Source organism: Serinicoccus kebangsaanensis, assembly GCF_008919445.1.
Classification (GTDB): Bacteria; Actinomycetota; Actinomycetes; order Actinomycetales; family Dermatophilaceae; genus Ornithinicoccus; species Ornithinicoccus kebangsaanensis.
In genome coordinates this window covers 333,938-339,937 of record NZ_VSLG01000004.1, presented here as the reverse complement: position 1 = coordinate 339,937, position 6,000 = coordinate 333,938, and the positions used below count along the sequence as shown (strand labels likewise).

Below are 6,000 nucleotides of genomic sequence, written 5' to 3'. Positions count from 1 at the left end.
CCGACCACGCAAGACACTCGACTGGGCCACCCCCGCCGAGGCCATGGCCGAGCTACTCTCACTCACACCACCCGGTGTTGCAACCACGCTCTGAGACCGCCACGCCTGGGCCGACCGAGCCGGGCGTGTCATCGGCTGGAGCGTTCACGTGAACGTCTCGGCCGATCGAGCCGGGCGTGTCCGCAGACCCACCCGTCTCGGTGCACGGATGTGCAGCCGGTACGTATGTTCCTCCCCCTCAGTGGGCGAAGGTCTCCAGGGTGGCGCCGAGCCGGGGGAGCGCCGCGACCACGTGCTCCTTCGCCCTGCCGCGGAAGGAGGCATACACCTTGCCCAGGGGGTTGCCCTCGACCCGGGCCGCCGCGGAGTCGGCCACGGCCAGCAGCTCGTCGGCGACCTGCCCGGACCGCGCCGGGTCGGACAGGTAGGTGCCGAAGGCCACGTCCCCCTTGGCGTCGAAGTGGGGATCGAGCGCGCGGGCCACGCCCGGCAGCAGCCGGTCCACGCCCTTGCGCACGTTGCTCTCGCTGGCCTTCCTGGCCCCGCTGAAGGCGGTCTTGAGCATCGTGCCGGAGATGCCCTTCTTGGTCGAGATCTCGGCGTCCGCGAGGACGAGGAGGGCGTCCACCACGCGCGGCCGCGTCGACGGCTCCAGGAGTGCGGTGCTCAGGGTGCTCATGGACCCGAGCATGCCACGGACCGGGGTCTCCCGGTGCCGTGCGATGATGAGCGGCGTGAAGCGCGCATACACCCTCACGTCCGCCGCCGCGCTGGCCACGCTCGCCCTCGCCGGGTGCGGTGGCGTCGGCATGACCGACGGTGTCGTCATCGAGGGCACCGGCTACTCCGTGGACGAGGTGCAGGAGGCGGCCCAGCAGCTCAGCGACGTCTCGCCCGAGCCGGTGACCGTGCCGACGGTCATCTACCAGGCCGGTGTGGCCCCGTTGCTCAGCGGGCTCTTCGACGGCACCAGCTACGAGGTCACCGAGACGGACGTGCGGGGTGTCCTGGCCGACGCCGGGCTCGAGGGGGAGGCGTCCGAGCTCACCGTCCAGGCCGCCACCTTCCAGCAGTACGGCGCCGTCATCAACGACCAGGCCGCGCTCGCCGACGAGGAGCTCGCGCCCGTCGTGGCGGAGCTGCAGACCGTCACCGCCGAGGACATCGGGGCGCTGCCGGTGCAGGTCAACCCCCGCTTCGGGTCGTGGAGCGCGACAGGCGACGGCGTCCTGCCGCAGGTGCCCGAGTGGATCACCGCGCCCGAGAGCTGAGCCTGCTGCTCACCTCCCCCCGGGTGGCGCCGGGGCTGCTGTCCGCTGCCGCGTGGCGGACGGTGCAGTCGGCGGACCACGTGCTCGCCGCCGACCTCGAGGACCCGACCCCGCGGGCGTTGGCCGACGCCGGGGTCGCGGTGCGCGCCGCCGACGAGGGCCTCACGCCGTCACGTCGCGCCGATGAGCTGCTCGCGCTCGAGGGGGCCGTCGTCTGGGTCGGGTCCCGCGACGGCGACCCGGGGCTGGCCGAGGCGCTGGCGGTGCAGCTGCCCGAGGAGGACCCGCCCACGCTCGAGCTGTTGGTCGGCTCGTGGGACACGCCGGGTGCCCGGCTGCTGGACGCGGTCGCGGTCATGGACCGGCTGCGCTCCCCGGGCGGGTGCCCCTGGGACGCCGAGCAGACTCACGCCAGCCTCACCCCGTACCTCGTCGAAGAGGCGCACGAGGCCGTCGAGGCCCTGGACGAGCTGGACGACGCCGTCGGAGAGGCCCGGGAGCACGCGGTCGACGAGCTTGGCGACGTCCTGCTCCAGGTGCTCTTCCACGCCCGCGTCGGGGCGGAGCACGAGGAGGAGCCGTTCGACGTCGACGACGTCGCGGCGGGGCTCGTCGCCAAGCTGGTCCGCCGGCACCCGCACGTCTTCGCCGACACCCAGGTCGAGGGGGCGGCGGATGTCGCCCGCAACTGGGAGCAGATCAAGGCCGAGGAGGTGGCCGCCTCCGGCCGGCCCGCGCGGGAGCACCCGCTGGACGGCATCCCGGCCGGTATGCCCTCGCTCGCCCGCGCGGCCAAGGTCACCTCCCGGCTCGGCAGGGCCGGCCAGGGACCGTGGCTCGAGGGGCGGCTCGCCGAGCTGGAGGCCGAGGGAGACCCGGGTGCGCCGCTGCTGCGCACCGTGCTGGAGCTGCGCTCGCAGGGCGCCGACGCCGACCGTGCCCTCCGGCACACCCTGCGCGCGGTCGAGCAGACGTCCCGCGCCGCAGGGCCACCCCGCTAGGCTGACCGACGACATACCGCCAGTGCTGCCGGTCGACCCAGAAGACGCCCTTCGAAAGGAGCGCACATGGCTGCCATCGATGCCATCATCGCCCGCGAGATCCTCGACTCCCGGGGCAACCCGACCGTGGAGGTGGAGGTCGGTCTGGACGACGGCACCGTCGCCCGCGCCGCGGTGCCCTCCGGCGCGTCCACCGGCGCGTTCGAGGCGGTCGAGCGTCGGGACGGCGACAAGACCCGCTACCTCGGCAGGGGCGTCCAGGATGCTGTGAACGCTGTCCAGGACGACCTCGAGCCCCGCCTCCTGGGCTTCGACGCCTCCGAGCAGCGCCTCGTGGACACCGAGATGCTGGCGGCCGACGGCACCGACAACAAGGGCGAGATCGGCGCCAACGCGATCCTCGGCGTCTCCCTCGCCGTGGCCAAGGCGGCCGCCGACTCGGCCGGGCTGCCGCTGTTCCGCTACGTCGGCGGGCCGAACGCGCACCTGCTGCCGGTGCCGATGATGAACATCCTCAACGGTGGCTCGCACGCCGACTCCAACGTGGACATCCAGGAGTTCATGATCGCCCCGATCGGCGCGCCGAGCTTCCGGGAGGCGCTGCGCTGGGGCACCGAGGTCTACCACGCCCTCAAGGAGGTCCTGAAGTCCCGCAAGCTCGCGACCGGGCTGGGCGACGAGGGCGGCTTCGCGCCCGACCTGGACTCCAACCGGGCCGCGCTCGACCTCATCATGGAGGCCATCACCACGGCGGGCTACACCCCGGGGTCGGACATCGCGCTCGCGCTGGACGTCGCCGCCAGCGAGTTCTTCGACCGGGGGAAGTACACCTTCGAGAAGAAGAAGCGCAAGGCCGCGGAGATGGTCAAGTACTACGCCGAGCTGGTCGACGCCTACCCCCTCGTCTCCATCGAGGACCCGCTCGACGAGGACGACTGGGCCGGCTGGGTGCAGATCACCTCCCAGCTCGGCGAGCGCGTCCAGCTCGTCGGGGACGACCTCTTCGTCACCAACCCGGAGCGGCTGCAGCGCGGGATCACCGAGGGTGCCGGCAACGCGTTGCTGGTCAAGGTCAACCAGATCGGCTCGCTCACCGAGACCCTCGACGCGGTCGCGCTGGCCCAGAGCAACGGCTTCCGCTGCATGATGAGCCACCGCTCCGGCGAGACCGAGGACGTCACGATCGCCGACCTGGCCGTCGCGACCAACTGCGGCCAGATCAAGACCGGCGCCCCGGCGCGCTCGGAGCGGGTCGCGAAGTACAACCAGCTGCTGCGGATCGAGGAGGAGCTGGACGACGCGGCGGTGTATGCCGGCGCCGGCGCCTTCCCGCGCTTCCGCGGCTGACCTGGCACCGGGCACCGTGCACCGGGTCGCGGCCGCGGGCTGGTGAGGGCTGCCGGGACCTCGGCGCGGCGTCCGGCGTGCGAGCGGACGCGGGGCATACCCTGGCCACATCCGTCACACCCATCCCACCCGCACGCCTGAGGAGCGCCCATGAGCACGGCACGTGGTCCGCGCGACCGGCGCACCTCGCGCGCGGGCAGCCGTCCCGCCGGCCCGGCCCGGCGCACGGCGGCGCGTCCGGGCGGCAGGACGCGTCCGGTGGTCGCCCCGTCGGTGCGGCAGGCGCCGGTGCACGTGCGGAGGCTGATCACCCTGGGCGTGCTGCTCGTGCTCATGACCCTCGTGGTCGCTCCCGCCCTGTCCGGCTTCCTGCGGCAGCGCGCCGACATCAGCGCGCTGCGCCAGGAGATCGAGACCGAGCAGCAGGAGATCACCGCCCTCGAGGGTGAGCTGGAGCGCTGGCAGGACGAGGACTACGTCGAGCAGCAGGCGCGCGAGCGGCTGCGTTTCGTCAAGGAGGGCGAGACCACCTTCACGGTCATCGACGACACCGGGAGCGACTACACTGAGACGTTGCCAGGAATGGCCCCGGTGAGCGATGACGTGATTGCCGACAGCCCGTGGTACGGCCAGGTGTGGGAATCCGTGAAGATCGCGAACGAGGGGCTCCCCGAGACCACGGAGCCGTGAACGGCTCTGCAGAGAAGGACATGAGCGAACTCGACCGCACCACGCTGGACGAGACCCCCACCGAGGAGGATCTCGAGGTCATCCGGCGCCAGCTCGGACGTGAGCCCCGCGGGGTCGTCGCCATCGTGCACCGCTGCCCCTGCGGGTGCCCGACCGTGATCCGCACCGAGCCACGCCTGCCCGACGGCACGCCGTTCCCCACCAGCTTCTACGCCACCTGCCCCAAGCTCACCGGCGCCATCTCCACCCTGGAGAGCGAGGGGCTGATGAAGCAGATGTCGCGGCGGCTGGCCGAGGACGAGAGCCTGCGCTGGGAGTATGCCCAGGCGCACGACGACTACCTGCGGCGCCGGGAGGAGCTGGCGCACGTCCCGGAGATCGCCGGGATCAGCGCCGGCGGCATGCCCAACCGGGTCAAGTGCCTGCACGTCCTCGTGGCGCACAGCCTCGGGGCGGGGCCCGGGGTGAACCCCCTGGGCGACGAGGCGATCGCGGCCCTGCCGGTCTGGTGGGAGGGCGGCTGCTGCTCGGGCGTGTCCGCCGTCGACGACGAGCGCTGCGACAGCTGCCCCAAGCACCATCCCCTGCCGGAGCCCGACGAGGGCGACCCGGCGGACGAGCAGCCCGGCGAGGAGTCTCGCGGGCGGCAGGGCGGGTCCGCCGCATGACCCGCGTCGGTGCCGTCGACTGCGGCACCAACTCGATCCGGCTGCTGGTGGCCGACGTGGACGACCGCAACGGCTCGCCCGCGCTGCGCGAGGTGGTCCGCGAGATGCAGATCGTGCGGCTCGGCGAGGGCATCGACGCCACCGGGGCGATCAGCGGGGCGGCGATGCAGCGCACCCTGGCCGCGGCCGAGGGGTATGCCGCGCAGTGCCGCGACGAGGGGTGCGAGCGGGTCCGCTTCGTGGCCACCTCCGCCTCGCGGGACGCCTCCAACGCCGACGCCTTCGTGGCGGGTGTCCAGGACGCCTTCGCCGGCTTCGAGGTCACGCCCGAGGTCGTCAGCGGGGACGAGGAGGCGGCCCTGTCCTTCGCCGGTGCGACCGGTGCCCTCCGGGAGCAGGACGCCCCGGGGCCCTACCTCGTGGTCGACATCGGCGGCGGGTCGACCGAGTTCGTGCTGGGGTCGGACGACAACCTGGCGGTCGCCGCGGCCCGCTCTGTGGACATCGGGTGCGTCCGGATGACCGAACGCCACCTCGCGGACGACCCACCGACCGAGGACCAGGTGTGGGCAGCGCTGTCCGACATCGTGGGGGCCGTCGACGAGGCGGCCGAGACCGTCGACCTGTCGCGGGTCGGGACGCTGGTGGGGCTCGCCGGGTCGGTCACGACGGTGACGGCGCACGCGCTGGACCTGCCGGCATACCAGCGGGACCGGATCCACGGGGCCGAGCTCGCGGCCGACCGGGTGATCGACGCCTGCACCGACCTCCTGCTCAGCCCGCGCTCGCGGCGGCGGGCGCTGCCGTTCATGCACGAGGGGCGGGTGGACGTGATCGGTGCCGGTGCCCTGGTGTGGCGCACCGTGGTGCAGCGGGTGACGCACGACGCCGGCCTGCGGACCGTGCGTGCCTCCGAGACCGACATCCTGGACGGGATCGCCCTCTCCCAGGTCTGAGTTGTCCACAGCAGATGTGGACGAGACGGGGGAGAAGCTGTGCACAACGTGCCCGGACCTGGGGAGG

At 72.9% G+C, this 6,000-nt stretch carries 7 protein-coding genes; 6 read left to right on the top strand and 1 reads right to left on the bottom strand.

Going from position 1 to position 6,000, the window contains the following annotated elements; genetic code table 11:
• Positions 1-238 precede the first annotated feature (238 nt).
• Complete coding sequence (locus FXF60_RS16775) at positions 239-679, bottom strand: DUF6918 family protein (RefSeq protein WP_151524960.1); 441 nt, start codon at positions 677-679, stop codon at positions 239-241.
• A 55-nt stretch (positions 680-734) separates the two neighbouring features.
• Between FXF60_RS16775 and FXF60_RS16770 the strand changes: the two genes are divergently transcribed.
• The 6 genes from FXF60_RS16770 to FXF60_RS07245 all read left to right on the top strand — a co-directional run bounded on the left by FXF60_RS16770 (position 735) and on the right by FXF60_RS07245 (position 5,933).
• On the top strand, positions 735-1,271 hold the full coding sequence (locus FXF60_RS16770) for a hypothetical protein (protein ID WP_151524958.1): 537 nt from the start codon (positions 735-737) through the stop codon (positions 1,269-1,271).
• On the top strand, positions 1,247-2,272 hold the full coding sequence (locus FXF60_RS16765; protein WP_151524956.1) for a nucleoside triphosphate pyrophosphohydrolase: 1,026 nt from the start codon (positions 1,247-1,249) through the stop codon (positions 2,270-2,272). Before FXF60_RS16770 ends, FXF60_RS16765 begins: the two co-directional genes overlap by 25 nt.
• 66 nt (positions 2,273-2,338) lie before the next feature.
• Positions 2,339-3,619: a phosphopyruvate hydratase gene (gene eno / locus FXF60_RS07260; protein WP_151524954.1), complete on the top strand. Its 1,281-nt coding sequence runs from the start codon at positions 2,339-2,341 to the stop codon at positions 3,617-3,619.
• A gap of 150 nt (positions 3,620-3,769) precedes the next feature.
• Positions 3,770-4,309: an FtsB family cell division protein gene (locus FXF60_RS07255; RefSeq protein ID WP_151524952.1), complete on the top strand. Its 540-nt coding sequence runs from the start codon at positions 3,770-3,772 to the stop codon at positions 4,307-4,309.
• Positions 4,310-4,329: 20 nt separating this feature from the next.
• Positions 4,330-4,977, top strand: a complete 648-nt coding sequence (locus tag FXF60_RS07250; RefSeq protein ID WP_238335747.1) for a DUF501 domain-containing protein — start codon at positions 4,330-4,332, stop codon at positions 4,975-4,977.
• Positions 4,974-5,933 (top strand): Ppx/GppA phosphatase family protein, encoded by a 960-nt coding sequence (locus tag FXF60_RS07245; RefSeq protein WP_151524950.1) that lies wholly within the window; start codon positions 4,974-4,976, stop codon positions 5,931-5,933. Before FXF60_RS07250 ends, FXF60_RS07245 begins: the two co-directional genes overlap by 4 nt.
• Positions 5,934-6,000: the final 67 nt, after the last annotated feature.